We start from the raw sequence: 14,682 nt of genomic DNA on the forward strand, positions 1-14,682 counted from the left end.
CCTAGGGGCCGAAGCGGTCTGTCATCGAGCGGATGCGCGTTTGATCTGGAGAATGACACCCCTTTTGGGTGGCTAACCGCGGGACGACTTGCCAAAGACTTGGTCAAAGGCCCCAGAAGGTACCGGAATCCGCCGTCTGTTCTAACCCTCTGACGCCTTGCCACCCGAACGAGGGGCACCGACCACGGCCCCCGCCTTGACGCCGTCCTTGCCCGCTCCGGGCGCCTCGAAGGATTCCAACGCCTCCAGGACGTCCTGGACACGGGAGATCTCGGCGTTGATGTCCTCCCGGCGGCGAACCAGGATCTCCAGCTCGCGCTTGCCCTCCTCGACCGTGCGCTTCGCCTCGCGGATCGCCTCCGCCCTGAGCTCTTCGGCTTCCCTGATCAACGCCGCCTTCTTCTGCTCGGCCTCCTTCAGGAGCCCCTCGGCCTTCTTCACGGCGGCGATCCGGACCTTGCCCGCCTCGGAGTTGGCCTCCGAGACCAGTTCCTTGGCCTTCGCCTCGGCCTTGGCGAGCTGCTCCTCGGCCGCCTTGATGAGGGCGTCGCAGCGGTCGCCGGTCGTCTTCATCGTCTCGGCGGCCTCGCGGCGGGCCCGCTCGTGCAGGCTCTCGATCTCGCCCGTGATGCGTTCGCGCAGCTCCTCGGCGCGCTCCCTGATCGCGGTGGCGTCCCGGCGGGCACCGACGAGCAGCTCGTCCGCGTCCGTGCGGGCCCGCTCCACCAGCGCGTTGCCCTCGACCGTCGACTCGGACACCAGCCGGTCCGCCTCGGTGCGGGCGGCGCCGACCATGCTGTCGGCCCGGGACTCCGCCTCCGCGGTGGTCTTCTGCGCCTGCTGCTGCGCCTCGGTGAGCAGCTTGTCGGCCTCGGCGGTGGTCTCCGTGATGAGCTTGTCGACCTGCTCGGCAGCCTCGGAACGGCGCTTGTGGGCGTTCTGCCGGGCCTCGTCGAGGGTGTGCTCGGCCTCCTCGCGCGCGGAGTTGACCAGCCGCTCGGCCGCCGTCTCCGCCTCCGTCCGGACCCGCTCCGCCTCGGCGCGGACCCGCTCGGAGTGCTGCTGGGCCGCCCCGACGGTGTCCGCGGCCTCCGCGCGCAGCCGCTCCGCGTCGCCCCTGGCCTCGCCGACCAACTGCTCGGCCTGGGCGAGCGCCTCGGACCGTACGCGCTCGGCCTCCGCGATCGTCTCCAACCGCAGCCGCTCGGCCTCGGCCACCGTCTCCCGGCGCAGCCGGTCGGTGTCCGTGATCGTCTCGGTGGTGAGCCGCTCGGCCTCGTTGCGTGCCTCGGTGATCAGGGCGTCGGCCTGCGTGGCCGCGTCCGACCGGATGCGGTTGGCGTCCTCGCGGGCGTCCGCCCGGGTACGCCCCGCCGCCTGGTCGGCCTCGGCGATGGTCTCCGACGCCTGCGTACGCAGCCGCTGGGCGTGCTCGGACGCCTCCGACCTGAGCCGCTCCGCCTCCGCGATCGCCTCCGAGACCGTGCGCTCCGCGAGCGACTTGGCGGCCTCGGACTCCTCGTTCGCCTGCTGCCGGACCCGGCTCGCGTCCTCGGTGGCGCGCTCCCGCTCGGAGTAGGCGTCGGAGCGGACCCGGTCCGCCTCCTCCTGGGCTTCTCGGCGGGTACGGTCCGCCGCGTGCTCGGCGGCGCTGCGCAGCCCGGTGATCTCCTCCTGCGCCTGCTCGTGCAGCCCGGCGACCGAGTCCCGCACCTGCTGGGCGTGCTGCTCGGCGGCGGACACCATCTCGGTGGCCCGCCGCTCGGCCTCCTCGACCAGTCGTACGGCCTCGGCCTGCGCCTCCTCCACGCGCTTGCGCGCCGAGGCCAGCAGCTCCTCGCTCTGCTCGCGGGCCCGCTCACGCTCCTGGTCGGCCTCCTGCCGGGCGGAACCGAGGTACTCCTCGGCCTCGCGCCGACGCCGGTCGGCCTCCTCCCGCGCGGCGGCCAGCGTCTCCGACGCCTCCGTCGACAGCCGCTCGGCGGCGGCCTGCGCCTCCGCCCGTACCCGGTCGGCGGTGTCCTTCGCCTCCGACTTCAGCCGCTCGGCCTCGGACGCGGCCTCCGACCGCAGGCGCACGGCGACGGCCTCGCCCTCCGCGCGGGACGCGGACGCGTCCGACGCGGCCTCGGTGCGCAGCCGCTCCGCCTCCGCCTCGGCCTGCTGCTGGAGCGAACGGATCCGCTCGGCGGCCTCGCCGCGCAGCCGGTCGCTCTCCTCGCCGGCCTCGCGGCGGATCCGGGAGGCCTCCTCGCGGGCCTCGGTCAGAGCCCGCTCGGCGGAGGCGAGCCGTTCCTCGGCCTCGGTGTGCAGCCGGGTCAGTTCCTCGGCGGCCTCCGCGCGACGGGCCTCCGCGGCCCGCTCGCTCTCCTCGCGCAGCTCGTCCGCGGCCCGCTCGGCGGCGGCCTTGATCTCCTCGGACAGCTCGACGGCCTCGGCGCGCTGCTGCTCGGCCTCGTTGCGGGTGCGCTCCAGCGTCTCCTCGGCCTGCCGGCGCAGGGTGGTCGCCCGCTCGATGGCCTCGGTACGGACCTTCTCGCTGTCCGCGGTGGCCTTCTGGCGCAGCTCGTCCGCGTCCTGCCGGGTCTTGGCCAGCAGTTCCTCGGCGGTCCTGGCCGCCTCCTCGATCTGCTGGACGGCCTCCTTGCGGGCCTCGGAGCGGATCTTCTCGCCCTCGGCGACCGCGTCGGCGCGCAGCTGCTCGGCCTCGCCGCGCAGCCGACGGGCCTCCTCCTGCAGCTCGACCGTCTTGGCGCGGTACTCCTTGGTGTCGTCCTTCGCCGTGCCCTTGAGCTGCTCGGCGATGTCGTGCGCCTCGGCCCGCAGCCGGTCCGCCTCGGTCTCCGCCTCGGTGCGGATCCGCTCGGCCTCCTCGGCGGCGGCCTTGGTGGTGTTCTGCGCGTCCTCCTGGGCCCTGGTCAGGACCTCCTCGGCGGTCTTGGCGGCCTTGGACAGCTGCGTCGCGCTCTCTTCGGCGGTGAGGTTGCGGGCCTTCTCGGCTGCCTCGTCCAGCAGCTTCTCGGCCTCGGCGCGGGCGTCCGCGACGATCTGCTCGGCGGACTCCCGGGTGGCTTCGGCCTCCTTGGTGGCCTCGGTGACCAGCCGGGCGACCTGCTCCTTCGCCGTGCGGGTGCGCTGCTCGTTGGTCGACTCGGCACTCGACAGCGCCTTCTCGGCGGCCGCCTTGGCCTCGGCGACCAGCTTCTCCGCCTCGGAGCGTGCCTCCCGCAGGGCCGTGTCGGCCTCCGCCATGCGCTGCTCGGCGGTCCGGCTGAGCTCCTGCGCCTCACGACGGGCCGTGTCCGACTCGGTCGCGGTGGACGTCCGCAGCTGCTCGGCGTGGTCGGTGGCCTCCTGGGCCTGGGTGGAGGCGGCGTTCAGCAGGCGTTCGGCGTCCGCGCGGGCCCGCCGCAGCAGCTGCTCGGCCTCCGCGCGGGCCGCTTCGGCCTCGCTCTGCAACCGCTGCCGGGCCTCCGAGGTCACCCGTTCGGCCTCCGCGCGGGCGGCGGCCATGGCCTGCTCGGTCTCCGCGCGGGTCTCGTCGAGAAGCCGGCGGGCCTGCTGCTCCGTCCGGGCGCGCAGCTGCTCGGCCCACGCCACGTTCTCGTTGACGTGCGACTCGACGGTCTGCCGGCGCTCGGACAGCTCCTGGTCCAGCTGCTGGCGGCGGGTGACCGCCTCCTGGTGCAGCTCCGCCTGGAGCCGGGCGGCCTGCTCGGCGTGCTCCTGGAGGATGCGCTGGGTCTGCGACCGGGCCTGGCTCAGCTCACGCTCGGCCTCCTGGCGCAGCTGGTCGGCCTGGACCTGCGCGTTGCGCAGCAACTGCTCGGCCTGGTAGCCGAGGTCACCGCCGTCGAAGCTGGGCCGGGACATGATGGTGCGCCGCGCCTCGTGCAACTTGGCGCGCAGCACCTCGACCTGGTAGCCGAGGTCCTCGGCGTGCTGGATCGCCTTTTCCCGCTCGGTCTTCAGCCGCTTCATCTCGGCTTCGAAACGAGTGAGGTGGTCGACGTCAGCCGCCGGTTCCCGCTCCTGGCTCTCGTAGCCCCGCACTGCGCGGTCCCATCCGTCCCCTGGTCGCAAGTCTCTCCGTACGAGCTCCGTCCGTACGCCGAACGGGGCTCCCGGGGAATGGTGTCAGATCAACGGCGGAGCACGGGCTGCTGCCCCGACGCTCGTCCCCCGAAACCCGGACCCCGGTCAGGTCCCGCCGCAAGGACAGGACCCCGGTCGCCCTCGTTGCGAGCGGCGACCGCCCCAACCCTACCGGCCCATATGTACGAGGGTCAGTGCTCAGGTGACTCAACAGGCGCCGAAGTGACCAGTTCTGTCAGTACGCCATGGCAATCCTTCGGGTGCAGGAAGGTGATTCGTGACCCCATGGAACCGCGTCGCGGCTCTTCGTACAGGACGCGTACGCCCTTGCCCTGGATGTCGGCGGCCTCCCCGTCGACATCCGCCGTACCGAAGGCGATGTGGTGGACGCCCTCGCCGTTCTTCGCCAGCCACTTCGCGACGGTGGAGTCCTCCCGCGTCGGCTCCAGGAGCTGCAGGTAGGAGGCCCCGCCGTCGGACGTTTCGTTGATCTTGAGCATGGCCTCACGCACGCCCTGCTCCTCGTTGACCTCGGAGTGGAAAACCTCGAAGCCGTAGGTGGCCCGGTAGAACTCGACGGTCTTGTCGAGGTCGAAACAGGCGATCCCGATGTGGTCGATTCGCGTCAGCATGAATTCAGTGCAGCGCGACAAGGGTGGTTACGCAACGTGCGCGCGATCACACCGACAGCCGGATGACGGAGTGTGCTACCGCTCAGTACATTCGAAGTAAACCCTCGTTCACTCCTCGGCCTGTGCGGGCCGGTAAGGGGATCGCAGCTCATGACTGGATCGAACAGCACGACCTCGGTGATCGTCGCCGGCGCCCGGACGCCCATGGGGCGGTTGCTGGGCTCGCTGAAGTCCTTCTCAGGAGCCGACCTCGGCGGCTTCGCGATCAAGGCCGCTCTGGACCGCGCCGGGATCGGCGGCGACCAGGTGCAGTACGTCATCATGGGCCAGGTGCTGCAGGCCGGGGCGGGACAGATCCCGGCACGTCAGGCCGCCGTCAAGGCCGGCATTCCGATGAACGTCCCGGCGCTCACCGTCAACAAGGTGTGTCTGTCCGGCCTCGACGCCATCGCGCTGGCCGACCAGCTGATCCGCGCCGGCGAGTTCGAGGTGATCGTCGCGGGCGGCCAGGAGTCCATGACCAACGCCCCCCACCTGCTGCCGAAGTCCCGGGAGGGCTTCAAGTACGGCGCGATCGAGATGCTCGACGCGATGGCGTACGACGGTCTCACCGACGCCTTCGAGAACATCGCCATGGGCGAGTCCACGGAGAAGCACAACACCCGTCTGGGCATCGCCCGTCCGGAGCAGGACGAGTTCTCGGCCCTGTCCCACCAGCGCGCGGCCGCCGCCCAGAAGAACGGCCTGTTCGAGGCCGAGATCACTCCGGTCGAGATCCCGCAGCGCAAGGGCGAGCCGGTCGTGTTCAGCAAGGACGAGGGCATTCGCGGGGAGACCACCGCGGAGTCGCTCGGCAAGCTGCGCCCCGCGTTCACCCGGGACGGCACCATCACCGCGGGGTCGGCCTCGCAGATCTCCGACGGCGCCGCCGCGGTGGTCGTGATGAGCAAGGCGAAGGCGCAGGAGCTGGGCCTGGAGTGGATCGCGGAGATCGGCGCCCACGGCAATGTGGCGGGCCCCGACAACTCCCTGCAGTCGCAGCCGTCCAACGCCATCCTGCACGCCCTCAAGAAGGAGGGCCTGGAGGTCGCCGACCTCGACCTGATCGAGATCAACGAGGCCTTCGCGGCCGTCGCGGTGCAGTCAATGAAGGACCTCGGGGTGTCCACAGAAAGGGTGAATGTCAACGGCGGTGCCATCGCCCTCGGTCACCCGATCGGCATGTCCGGCGCCCGTCTCGTGCTGCACCTGGCCCTGGAGCTGAAGCGGCGCGGCGGTGGTGTGGGCGCGGCCGCGCTGTGCGGCGGCGGCGGTCAGGGTGACGCGCTGGTGGTGCGGGTACCGAAGGCCTGAGCGCGCCGTACGTCGCCCGGCAGAACGGAGCTGTGATGCAGGACGTCTCCTCGCTGGTCGCCCAGGCCAGGGAAGGCCGGCCGCGGGCCGTGGCCCGGCTGATCTCCCTGGTGGAGGGGGCGTCCCCACAGCTCAGGGAGGTCATGGCGACGCTGGCCCCGTTGACGGGAGGGGCGTACGTGGTGGGGCTGACGGGCTCGCCGGGCGTGGGCAAGTCCACGTCGACCTCCGCGCTGGTGACGGCGTACCGCAAGCAGGGCAGGCGGGTCGGTGTCCTGGCCGTCGACCCGTCCTCACCGTTCTCCGGCGGGGCGCTGCTCGGCGACCGCGTCCGCATGTCCGACCACGCGTCCGACCCCGGCGTCTACATCCGCTCGATGGCGACCCGCGGCCACCTCGGCGGCCTCGCCTGGGCGGCCCCGCAGGCGATCCGGGTCCTGGACGCGGCGGGCTGCGATGTGATCCTGGTCGAGACGGTCGGCGTGGGCCAGTCGGAGGTCGAGATCGCCTCCCAGGCGGACACCTCGGTGGTGCTGCTGGCCCCCGGGATGGGCGACGGCATCCAGGCGGCCAAGGCCGGAATCCTGGAGATCGGCGATGTGTACGTCGTCAACAAGGCCGACCGGGACGGGGCCGACGCGACCGCGCGCGAACTGAACCACATGCTCGGCCTGGGCGAGTCCCGGGGCCCCGGCGACTGGCGCCCGCCCATCGTCAAGACGGTCGCCGCCCGCGGTGAGGGCATCGACGAGGTCGTCGAGGCGCTGGACAAGCACCGGGCCTGGATGGAGGAACGGGGCGTCCTGGCGGACCGCCGGCGGGCCCGCGCGGCTCGCGAGGTGGAGACCATCGCGGTCACCGCGCTGCGGGAGCGCATCGCGGACCTGCACGGGGACCGGCGACTGGGCGCGCTGGCCGAGAAGATCGTCGCCGGCGGCCTGGACCCGTACCGGGCGGCGGACGAGCTGGTGGCCGGGCTGACGGAGGGCTGAGCGCACGAACGCCGGACGGGCCGGTTCCGTGGCCCGTCCGGCGTGTTCGTGAACCGTGACGTCAGTCGTCGTCACCGGCGTCGGTGTCGTCGTCGCCGTGATCGTCCGGCCGGTCAGCGGTGATCTTGCCGCTCTTCAGGTCGACGTTCCACTCCTGCTCGGCCTTGCCGGCGCTCTGCGTCTCCACGTCCCAGGACTTGGCCGTGCCGTCCTCGTCCAGCTCCACCGACGTCACCGTGCCCTTGCCGGCCGCGGCCTTCGCGGCCTCGGCCGCCGTCACGGACGAGCCCTTCAGCGCGGCCCGCACCTGGCCGGTGTCGTCCTCGCGCTCGCCGTGGGAGCCGAGGACCTTGCCGTCTGCGGGGTCGATCCGCACGCTGTGCCAGGTGTTGTCGGCGGCGAGCACATCGACCTCCCACGCGGCCGGCCCCTGGTCGTCACCGTCCTGATCGTCCAGCTCGGCGGAGACGGCGGTGCCCGGGGACTGACGCAGCGCGGAGGCGATGGCGTCCGCTGCGGTCACCTTCGCGGAGGCGGCCGACGCGGAGTCGTCGTCCGTCGAGGCGGCGCCGGCGCCCTGCGCGTCGTCGCCCGCCCCCCGTACGTCCGCCGCCTGTCGCGCCGTGCCGTCGCCGTCGCCGCTCACCGCGAGGGCTGTGGCGGTGCCGCCACCGACCAGGGCGGCGGCCGTGACGGCGGCGATCACGATGTTGCGCTTCATGGGGCTTCCTCCAGTTTCTTGCGGCTTCACGCCGATTGCGTGCGCTTTTCGACGTTCACCACCATCGCCGAGGGACGCTGAGAGGAACCTGAAACCCCCTGAAGAGATCTTCAGCTTCGCTTTGCGAACCTTTACGCATGCGCCCACCCGACGCCCATCACCCTGATCGAGACCCTTCGCGCGCCCCCTTCCGACTCCTGATCGTGGAGGACGAGAAACGGCTGGCCCTGTCGCTCGCCAGGGGACTGACCGCCGAGGGGTACGCCGTGGACGTCGTCCACGACGGCCGGGAGGGCCTGCACCGGGCCACCGAGGGGGCGTACGACCTGCTGATCCTCGACATCATGCTGCCGGGCCTCAACGGCTACCGCGTCTGCGCCGCCCTGCGCGCCGCCGGCCACGAGGTGCCGATCCTGATGCTCACCGCCAAGGACGGCGAGTACGACGAGGCGGAGGGGCTGGACACGGGCGCCGACGACTACCTGACCAAACCGTTCTCGTACGTCGTCCTCGTCGCCCGCATCAAGGCGTTGCTGCGGCGACGCGGCCAGGGCGCCGGCGGCTCGCCCGTGCACGTCCACGGCGACCTCAAGGTGGACACCGCCGCCCACCGCGTCTTCCTCGGCGAGGACGAGATCACCCTGACGGCGAAGGAGTTCTCCGTCCTGGAGCAACTGGTGCTGCGGGCCGGCGAGGTGGTGTCCAAGTCGCAGATGCTGGAGCACGTCTGGGACTTCGCGTACGAGGGCGACCCGAACATCGTCGAGGTCTACGTCAGCACCCTGCGGCGCAAGCTGCGCCCCGAGCTCATCCGCACGGTCCGCGGCGCCGGGTACCGGCTGGAGGCGGAGCGGCGATGAGCCGTCTGTTCGGCTCCGTCCGGTCCCGGGCGACCCTCGCCGCGACGCTCGTGGTGGCCGTGGCGCTGGTCGCCGCCGGGGCCGCCGTCCTGCTGTCCCTGCGCTCCAACCTGATGGGCCAGGCCGGCACCCAGGCGGAGCACACCGCGCGGTCGGTGGCCACCGACCTGTCCCTGGGGAAGACCCCGGGGCAACTGGACCTGGACGAGGGCGAGGAGCCGGTCCAGGTCGTCGACGAGCACGGGACGCTGCTGGCGGTCACCAAGGACCTGGAACGGATCAGCGGCACGGCCACCGACGCCGTGCAGCGGCAGACGACCAAGCCCGCCGCGAACAGCGACCAGAGCGACGAGGACGAGCGCGAGGACGACGACGACCACTCCGACGCCGCCGATCTCCTCGAACCGGGCGACATCGACGACAAGACCACCTTCAGCAACGGTTCGGTGACCGTGGACCACGAGAGCGCCGACTACCGCTTCGCCGCCGTCCAGGTGGAGACCGAGAAGGCGGGCACGCTCACCGTCTACGCCGGCGCGCCCCTGTCCGCCGAGCAGGGCGCCGTGCGCACCGCGCTGACCGTCATGCTGGTCGGCTTCCCGCTGCTGCTCGCGGTCGTCGCGGCGGTGACCTGGCTGGTCACCCGGCGCGCCCTGCGCCCGGTCGAGGGCATCCGCGGCGAGATGGCCGCGATCACCGCCTCCGAGGACCTCGCGCGCCGCGTACCGGTGCCGGACACGCACGACGAGGTGGCCCGCCTAGCCCGCACCACCAACGAGACGCTCACCGCCCTGGAGAGCTCCGTGGAGCGCCAGCGCCGGTTCGTCGCCGACGCCTCGCACGAGCTGCGCAGCCCGATCGCGTCCCTGCGCACCCAGCTCGAAGTGGGCGCCGCCCACCCCGAGCTGCTGGACGTGGGGGGAGCGGTCGAGGACACCGTACGACTGCAACGCCTCGCCGCCGACCTGTTGCTGCTGGCCCGGCTGGACGCCGGGGAGCGGCCCACGGCCGACGCGCGGCTCGACCTCGCCGCGCTGGCCCGGGAGGAGGCCGACGGGCGCACGGGCGTGACGGTCGAGGCGCCTGAGGGCGTGACGGTGGTGGGGTCCCGGGGGCAGGTGGGGCGGCTGCTCACCAACCTGCTGGACAACGCGGGGCGGCACGCCCGTTCGGCCGTCCGGGTGACCGTGCGGCGCGCGGGGGACTGGGCGGTGGTCGAGGTCGCCGACGACGGCGACGGGGTGCCGGAGGGCGACCGGGAGCGGATCTTCGAGCGGTTCGTACGGCTGGACGCGGCCCGCAGCCGCGACGACGGCGGCGCTGGGCTCGGCCTCGCGATCGCCCGGGATGTCGCCGTCCGGCACGGTGGCACCCTCACCGTCCGTGACGCACCGGCAGGCGGAGCCCAGTTCGAACTCCGCCTGCCGGTGATCGTCTAGGGCGTGTTTCGAAGGCCCTAGGAGTGCCCTGTGTCAGGGGCGTCCCCGCTGCCCGCGGAGGTGTTCCGCGATGGGCTTCAGGCCCTTGTCGAGTTCCGTCAGGGCCTCGGGGGGCAGCAGATCGATGAAGTGCCTCCGCACGGACGCCACATGGTGGGGCGCGACCTTCTTCATCGTCTCCATGCCCGTCTCGGTGAGCACCGCGTACAGACCCCGGCGGTCCGACTCGCAGTTCTCGCGCCGCACCAGATCCGCGTTCTCCATGCGGGTGATCTGGTGGGAGAGGCGGCTCTTGGACTGGAGGGTGGCGGAGGCGAGGTCACTCATCCGCATCCGTACGCCCTCCGACTCGGAGAGATTGACGAGGATCTCGTAGTCGTTCATTGTCAGGCCGAACGGCTGCAGGTCCTTTTCGAGCTGGTACGTCAACAGTCTGTTGACCTCCAGGTGGGTGCGCCAGGCGCACTGCTCCGCATCCGTCAGCCAGCGTGTGGCCGTCTCGGTCTCCATGAATGAAGTCTACCTAAAAGGTTGAAAGGCGAACTAGTGAGGGTGGCGGTGACATCGGCGCGCACACGTTCGACGTCACCCTCCGCAGACTACCGCTCACAGCCCGAAGCGACGCTGGAGGTCCCCCAGCTGTCCGGGAAGGCGCGGTGCGCCCGCCTGCCCTCCGTGGCCCATCGGCCCCCCGCCCCCACCGGGTACTCCGTCCTGCTGCGGAACCGCCCCCGTGGCCTGCTCGGCCATGAGCGCCTCGGACGACTGGAGGAGGACCGTACCGGCCCCGACGAACTCGAACTGGTGCTCTTCCCCGGAGGCCCCGCCGAGGCCCGTCATCGCACGTAGACCGCCCATCAGGCCGGTCATGTAGCCGTGGTCGTAGTGGTGGCACGGAGAGGGGCAGTCCGCCCAGCCGACGAGCGCCTGCGGGTCCACCCGGATCGGGGGTTCCATGAACACCACGGGACCGTTGGAGGCCGCCACGAACTTTCCGGTTCCGATGAGTGTCAGAAAACCCGGCACGATCGACTGTTTGAGCGCGAGACTTGGCTGAAAAGCGAGCAAGTTGCCTGAGCGAATGGTCAGGTTGCCGTTGTCCAGGTCGTAGGAGTTCACGTCGAAGGCCCGGTCGGCGAGGAGCATCTTGCCCGAGCCCTCCGCCACCACCCAGTCGCTGGCGTGCAGAGGCGAATGGAAGGACGTACGGACGAGGCGGTCGAGCCGGCCGTGCCCGATGCCGTTGAAGTCCATCGAGCCGTAGTAGGCGATCATCTTCCCCTTCTGCAGGAACCACTGGCTCCCCTTGAGCTCCACGCAGAAGGTGTAGTTGTTCACGTTGTCGTCGGACGGCAGCGTCATCGGGTCGTAGACGGTCGGGCCGCCGCCCGGGGCCCCGTACATGCTCACAGCTTCTCCTCCGAGGCCTGGACGTACACCGCGCCGTTGCCGCTCAGCTCCAGCTGGAACGCCTCGCCGGAGCCGCGTCCCACCATGTCCCGCCAGCCCAGCGCGGTGGACAGCTTGTTGCGTACGTCGCCGTGGTGGGCGACGTACGCCTGCGGGTCGACATGGACCGGGCGCTGCGGGGTGATCGGGACCTCGATGACACCGCCGTGCGCCATCACCGCCACCGCGCCGTGCCCGCGCAGCGTGGTGGTGAACAGTCCCTGGCCGGTGACCTGGCCGCGGACCATGCCCATGACGCCGCCCTGGGAGCCCATGAACATCGTGCCCTGCTCCAGGGTGCCCTCGAAGGCGAGCAGCCGGTCCGCCTCCACGTAGAGGGTGTCGCCGGTCATGTTGATCACCTGGACGTGGTGGCCGCCGTGACCGAACAGCACGGTGCCGCTGCCCTCGACGGACATCAGCGGAGTCGCCTCGTTCGCCACCCGGCGGCCGATCATCGACATCACCCCGCCCTGGCCGCCCTGGATGTTCGGGGTGAAGGACACCTCGCCCCGGTAGGCGAGCATCGCCCCGCGCTGACTGAACAGCCGCTGCCCGGGCAGGACGGTCGCCTCGACCATCTTGGAGTTGATCTCACGCAGGGCCATGTCACACATCCCCCGCGATCGTGTTCCGCTCACTCGGCTGGACGTACACCAGACCGTCCCCCTCGAAGCGGACCTGGAAGGCCTCGCCGCCGCCCTCGCCCATGAACGTACGGAACGTCACCCCGGACTGGAACGACTGCCGCAGGTTCCCCTGGTGCGCGACGTACGCCCCCGGGTCGACGGTCAGCGGATACTGCCCGCTCACCCGGAGCACGACCGCCGGCCCGTCCGACATGATCGCGGCCTGACCGTGCCCCTCGATCGTCGTCGTGAACAGGCCGTTGCCCTGGGTGGCCCCGCGCATCCCCGTGAACGACGTGCCGGTCCGCAGGCCCGAGTCGGTCGCGAGCAGATTGCTCGACTCCACGTACAGCTTGTCGCCCTGGAGGGCGACGAGGTTGATCTCCGAGGCCCGGTCGGCGAACCAGCACGTCCCGTGCCCCTTCACCTCCATCAGTGTCATCTGCTCGCCGGTGATCCGCCGGGTCACCATCCCCCGCAGGCCCTCACCGCCGCCGCTGAGTTTCTTGAAGTCCATCTGCCCGTCGTACGCGACCATCGAGCCGTTCTTCGCCTTCACGGCGTCCCCGGTCATGTCGACGGCGAGCACCTTGCTGCCTTGAAGTCGGAACATCGCCACGCAGCGAAGGTAGCGGCAGCACGCCTGCGCCGACAGGGCTTGCGGGAGGACTGACACCCTGATCGCAACCCTGACGCACGTCTCCGGTCGCCCGAACGGGCCCTCCCACCCCCGGCACGGGGCCCCGGCGGACGTTTGCCACAATGGGCGGACGTTTGTGCCCGTATTCACAAGCCGTCCGACATCACTCCCACCGAAGGTGACCTGTGGACATCAAGACCGCCACCGCCCTCCGCCGTCTCCGGCTGGTCTCGGCCCCCGAGGCGATCTCCTTCCTGCTCCTGCTCGTCTGCTCGGTGCTGAAGCGGACCACGGACTTCAACGCGGTCCCCGTGATGGGGATGATCCACGGCGTCCTGTTCATCCTGTACGTGATCTTCTGGGCGGACGCCTGGAACCGCGCCAAGTGGTCCCTGAAGACCGGCCTCCTCTACTTCGTCCTCTCCGTGCTGCCCACCGGCGGCTTCTTCGCCGAGCGCAAGCTGCGCCGCGAGGCCGAGGACGCGGTCATCGCCTCCCGCGCCCGCCAGGAGAAGGAAGGGGTCGTCGGCGCATGATCGTCGCCTTCTCCGTGACGCCGCTGGGGGTCGGTGAGGACGTGGGGGAGTACGTCGCCGACGCCGTCCGGGTGGTCCGCGAATCCGGCCTGCCGAACCGGACCGACGCCATGTTCACCTCCGTCGAGGGGGAGTGGGACGAGGTCATGGACGTCGTCAAGCGTGCCGTCGCGGCGGTCGAGCGGCGCGCGCCGCGCGTCTCGCTGGTCCTCAAGGCCGACATCCGGCCCGGGGTGACGGACGGGCTGACGTCCAAGGTCGAGACGGTCGAACAGCATCTCGCGGGGCGGCCGGAGCAGGGGTAGGTGGCTCGCCCCGGAAGGACGATCGCCGCCGGATGCCCGGTCGGCGCCGTGGACCGAAGGGCGAGACGGGGCTGACCACCATGTGACCGGCCGGTAAGGTCTGGGTCGTGCCGAAGCCGCTCAGCCTTCCCTTCGACCCCATCGCCCGTGCCGACGAACTCTGGAAGCAGCGCTGGGGAAACGTGCCGTCCATGGCCGCGATCACCTCGATCATGCGGGCGCAGCAGATCCTGCTCGCCGAGGTCGACGCGGTCGTCAAGCCGTACGGACTGACGTTCGCGCGGTACGAGGCGCTGGTGCTGCTCACCTTCTCCAAGGCCGGCGAGCTGCCGATGTCGAAGATCGGTGAGCGGCTCATGGTGCACCCCACGTCGGTGACGAACACCGTCGACCGCCTGGTGCGGTCCGGCCTGGTGGCCAGGCGTCCCAACCCCAACGACGGGCGCGGCACGCTCGCCACCATCACCGACAAGGGCCGCGAGGTGGTGGACGCGGCCACCCGCGACCTGATGGCGATGGACTTCGGGCTCGGGGTGTACGACGCCGAGGAGTGCGGCGAGATCTTCGCGCTGCTGAGGCCGCTGCGGGTGTCCGCGAGCGACTTCGACGAGGACTGACCCGGCGACCGACCCGGGCCAAGATCTACCGGAGTGCGTGGTTACGCTCGTACGCATGAAAAAGAGCGTGCTGACCCGCTACCGCGTCATGGCCTACGTCACCGGTGTGCTGCTGGTCCTGCTGACCCTCGGCGTGATCGCCAAGTACCTGCTCGACCTGGACGGCGCCGACGGTTTCACCCGTGTCGTGGGCATCGCGCACGGCTGGCTGTACGTCGTCTACCTGGTCTTCGCCTTCGACCTGGGCTCGAAGGCGAAGTGGCCGGTGGCCAAGCAGCTGTGGGTGCTGCTGGCCGGGACCATTCCCACCGCCGCCTTCTTCGTGGAGCGCAAGGTCACCCGCGAGCTGGAGGCGAAGACCGCCGACAACACTCCGGTGACCGCCAAGGCCTAACCCGCGCCGCCGTACGACAC

At 71.1% G+C, this 14,682-nt stretch carries 15 protein-coding genes; 8 read left to right on the forward strand and 7 right to left on the reverse strand.

Annotated features, from left to right (window positions below; genetic code table 11):
• Positions 1–141: 141 nt before the first annotated feature.
• Together scy and mce are read right to left on the reverse strand one after the other, a co-directional pair.
• Positions 142–4,053: a polarized growth protein Scy gene (scy, locus tag ABZ027_RS03325; protein ID WP_356763856.1), complete on the reverse strand. Its 3,912-nt coding sequence runs from the start codon at positions 4,051–4,053 to the stop codon at positions 142–144.
• Positions 4,054–4,286: 233 nt separating this feature from the next.
• A complete protein-coding gene (gene mce / locus ABZ027_RS03330) occupies positions 4,287–4,727 on the reverse strand; it encodes a methylmalonyl-CoA epimerase (RefSeq protein ID WP_356763858.1) in 441 nt (146 codons plus the stop codon).
• A gap of 150 nt (positions 4,728–4,877) precedes the next feature.
• Here mce and ABZ027_RS03335 point away from each other — a divergent pair, with 150 nt between their 5' ends.
• Entirely contained in the window at positions 4,878–6,080 is a 1,203-nt protein-coding gene (locus tag ABZ027_RS03335; protein WP_356763860.1) for an acetyl-CoA C-acetyltransferase, read from the forward strand.
• A 35-nt stretch (positions 6,081–6,115) separates the two neighbouring features.
• Positions 6,116–7,072 carry a methylmalonyl Co-A mutase-associated GTPase MeaB gene (meaB, locus tag ABZ027_RS03340; protein ID WP_356763862.1) on the forward strand — a complete coding sequence of 319 codons (957 nt, stop codon included), beginning with the start codon at positions 6,116–6,118 and terminating at the stop codon, positions 7,070–7,072.
• 61 nt (positions 7,073–7,133) lie between these two features.
• On the opposite strand, the gene ABZ027_RS03345 is transcribed toward meaB, so the two are convergent.
• On the reverse strand, positions 7,134–7,793 hold the full coding sequence (locus tag ABZ027_RS03345; RefSeq protein ID WP_356763864.1) for a PepSY domain-containing protein: 660 nt from the start codon (positions 7,791–7,793) through the stop codon (positions 7,134–7,136).
• A 137-nt stretch (positions 7,794–7,930) separates the two neighbouring features.
• Here ABZ027_RS03345 and ABZ027_RS03350 point away from each other — a divergent pair, with 137 nt between their 5' ends.
• Together ABZ027_RS03350 and ABZ027_RS03355 are read left to right on the forward strand one after the other, a co-directional pair.
• Positions 7,931–8,653: a response regulator transcription factor gene (locus tag ABZ027_RS03350; RefSeq protein ID WP_356763866.1), complete on the forward strand. Its 723-nt coding sequence runs from the start codon at positions 7,931–7,933 to the stop codon at positions 8,651–8,653.
• Positions 8,650–10,092, forward strand: a complete 1,443-nt coding sequence (locus tag ABZ027_RS03355) for a HAMP domain-containing sensor histidine kinase (protein WP_356763868.1) — start codon at positions 8,650–8,652, stop codon at positions 10,090–10,092. The genes ABZ027_RS03350 and ABZ027_RS03355 overlap by 4 nt, the downstream gene beginning before the upstream one ends.
• A 33-nt stretch (positions 10,093–10,125) precedes the next feature.
• Here ABZ027_RS03355 and ABZ027_RS03360 read toward each other — a convergent pair whose 3' ends face one another.
• From ABZ027_RS03360 to ABZ027_RS03375, 4 genes are all read right to left on the reverse strand, one after another.
• The gene (locus ABZ027_RS03360) at positions 10,126–10,602 is read right to left on the reverse strand and encodes a MarR family transcriptional regulator (RefSeq protein ID WP_356763870.1); all 477 of its coding nucleotides are present in this window, start codon (positions 10,600–10,602) and stop codon (positions 10,126–10,128) included.
• Positions 10,603–10,698: 96 nt separating this feature from the next.
• Positions 10,699–11,496, reverse strand: a complete 798-nt coding sequence (locus ABZ027_RS03365; protein WP_356763970.1) for an AIM24 family protein — start codon at positions 11,494–11,496, stop codon at positions 10,699–10,701.
• Between the two features lie 2 nt (positions 11,497–11,498).
• Positions 11,499–12,149, reverse strand: a complete 651-nt coding sequence (locus ABZ027_RS03370; RefSeq protein WP_356763872.1) for an AIM24 family protein — start codon at positions 12,147–12,149, stop codon at positions 11,499–11,501.
• A gap of 1 nt (position 12,150) precedes the next feature.
• A complete protein-coding gene (locus ABZ027_RS03375; RefSeq protein ID WP_356763972.1) occupies positions 12,151–12,783 on the reverse strand; it encodes an AIM24 family protein in 633 nt (210 codons plus the stop codon).
• A gap of 212 nt (positions 12,784–12,995) precedes the next feature.
• On the opposite strand from ABZ027_RS03375, the gene ABZ027_RS03380 reads away from it, so the two are divergent.
• The 4 genes from ABZ027_RS03380 (at position 12,996) to ABZ027_RS03395 (ending at position 14,662) form a co-directional block, all read left to right on the forward strand.
• Positions 12,996–13,346 carry a DUF3817 domain-containing protein gene (locus tag ABZ027_RS03380; RefSeq protein WP_356763874.1) on the forward strand — a complete coding sequence of 117 codons (351 nt, stop codon included), beginning with the start codon at positions 12,996–12,998 and terminating at the stop codon, positions 13,344–13,346.
• Positions 13,343–13,651, forward strand: a complete 309-nt coding sequence (locus ABZ027_RS03385) for an MTH1187 family thiamine-binding protein (RefSeq protein WP_356763876.1) — start codon at positions 13,343–13,345, stop codon at positions 13,649–13,651. The genes ABZ027_RS03380 and ABZ027_RS03385 overlap by 4 nt, the downstream gene beginning before the upstream one ends.
• Before the next feature lie 107 nt (positions 13,652–13,758).
• Positions 13,759–14,268, forward strand: coding sequence for a MarR family transcriptional regulator (locus tag ABZ027_RS03390; protein ID WP_356763878.1), 510 nt, complete (start codon positions 13,759–13,761; stop codon positions 14,266–14,268).
• A 55-nt stretch (positions 14,269–14,323) separates the two neighbouring features.
• Positions 14,324–14,662, forward strand: coding sequence for a DUF3817 domain-containing protein (locus ABZ027_RS03395; protein WP_356763880.1), 339 nt, complete (start codon positions 14,324–14,326; stop codon positions 14,660–14,662).
• The last annotated feature ends 20 nt before the right edge of the window (positions 14,663–14,682 follow it).

The sequence above is a fragment of the Streptomyces sp. NPDC006332 genome, from assembly GCF_040612855.1.
Classification (GTDB): Bacteria; Actinomycetota; Actinomycetes; order Streptomycetales; family Streptomycetaceae; genus Streptomyces.

Bases quoted from the DNA above. Each gene is read 5' to 3' on its own strand.
- mce (WP_356763858.1), bottom strand. From the start codon at position 4,727: ATGCTGACGCGAATCGACCACATCGGGATCGCCTGTTTCGACCTCGAC.
- ABZ027_RS03335 (WP_356763860.1), top strand. From the start codon at position 4,878: ATGACTGGATCGAACAGCACGACCTCGGTGATCGTCGCCGGCGCCCGG.
- meaB (WP_356763862.1), top strand. From the start codon at position 6,116: ATGCAGGACGTCTCCTCGCTGGTCGCCCAGGCCAGGGAAGGCCGGCCG.
- ABZ027_RS03345 (WP_356763864.1), bottom strand. From the start codon at position 7,793: ATGAAGCGCAACATCGTGATCGCCGCCGTCACGGCCGCCGCCCTGGTC.
- ABZ027_RS03350 (WP_356763866.1), top strand. From the start codon at position 7,931: ATGCGCCCACCCGACGCCCATCACCCTGATCGAGACCCTTCGCGCGCC.
- ABZ027_RS03355 (WP_356763868.1), top strand. From the start codon at position 8,650: ATGAGCCGTCTGTTCGGCTCCGTCCGGTCCCGGGCGACCCTCGCCGCG.
- ABZ027_RS03360 (WP_356763870.1), bottom strand. From the start codon at position 10,602: ATGGAGACCGAGACGGCCACACGCTGGCTGACGGATGCGGAGCAGTGC.
- ABZ027_RS03365 (WP_356763970.1), bottom strand. From the start codon at position 11,496: ATGTACGGGGCCCCGGGCGGCGGCCCGACCGTCTACGACCCGATGACG.
- ABZ027_RS03370 (WP_356763872.1), bottom strand. From the start codon at position 12,149: ATGGCCCTGCGTGAGATCAACTCCAAGATGGTCGAGGCGACCGTCCTG.
- ABZ027_RS03375 (WP_356763972.1), bottom strand. From the start codon at position 12,783: ATGTTCCGACTTCAAGGCAGCAAGGTGCTCGCCGTCGACATGACCGGG.
- ABZ027_RS03385 (WP_356763876.1), top strand. From the start codon at position 13,343: ATGATCGTCGCCTTCTCCGTGACGCCGCTGGGGGTCGGTGAGGACGTG.
- ABZ027_RS03395 (WP_356763880.1), top strand. From the start codon at position 14,324: ATGAAAAAGAGCGTGCTGACCCGCTACCGCGTCATGGCCTACGTCACC.